A 583-nucleotide genomic window follows, 5' to 3' on the forward strand; every position below is an offset into this window, starting at 1 on the left:
TCTGCGGCTCGAACGAGGTCGAATAGCTGGCATAAGGCGCAAGCCCGAACGCGGTCGTGTACAGGACGCCCGTGCGATAGGTGAATTTCTGCGACGTTTCCGGTGCGGCGGTGCCCGAAGTCGTCCGCGCCCAATCCTGCCGACCGCTCAGCACCACCCGCAGCCCGCCCGTCGAAATCTCGTCCTGCGCGTAGAGGCCGGTCTGCGTCTTGCGCGGCGCGAGCACCCCGACCGTGCCGCCGGGCACCGTCTCGGGCGTCAGCGGCACCGCCATCGTGCCGTAAATGGGATGATAGCCGTCAAGCGGCGTGGCGGTGCCAAAGGCATAGACTTCGCGCGCGTGACCGGCCTGATGGTCGACCCCCAGCAGCACCGCATGCGTCAGCGGCCCGGTCGAGAAACTGCCGCGAAGCTGGTTGTCGAACACCCAGGAATCGCTCCGTTCGCGCGTCGCATAGGAAGCGCGGTCATACAGCGTCGCGCTGTTGGTCAGCGATCCGCTGGCGTAAACGATGCCGAGATTGGAGGTGGCGTGCTGATACCGCCCCGACGCGCGGAAGCTCCAGCCAGATCCGAAATCATG

The 583-nt window shown here is 66.2% G+C and carries 1 protein-coding gene; it reads right to left on the minus strand.

The genetic code is table 11. The features are described 5' to 3' along the window. Positions 1-583: TonB-dependent receptor domain-containing protein (locus tag AACY08_RS28160; protein WP_339472378.1), on the minus strand; the 583-nt coding region annotated here is incomplete at both ends.

Origin of the sequence: Pseudomonas sp. EL_65y_Pfl1_R83, assembly GCF_963970695.1 — a bacterium.
GTDB classification, from domain to species: domain Bacteria; phylum Pseudomonadota; class Gammaproteobacteria; order Pseudomonadales; family Pseudomonadaceae; genus Aquipseudomonas; species Aquipseudomonas tritici.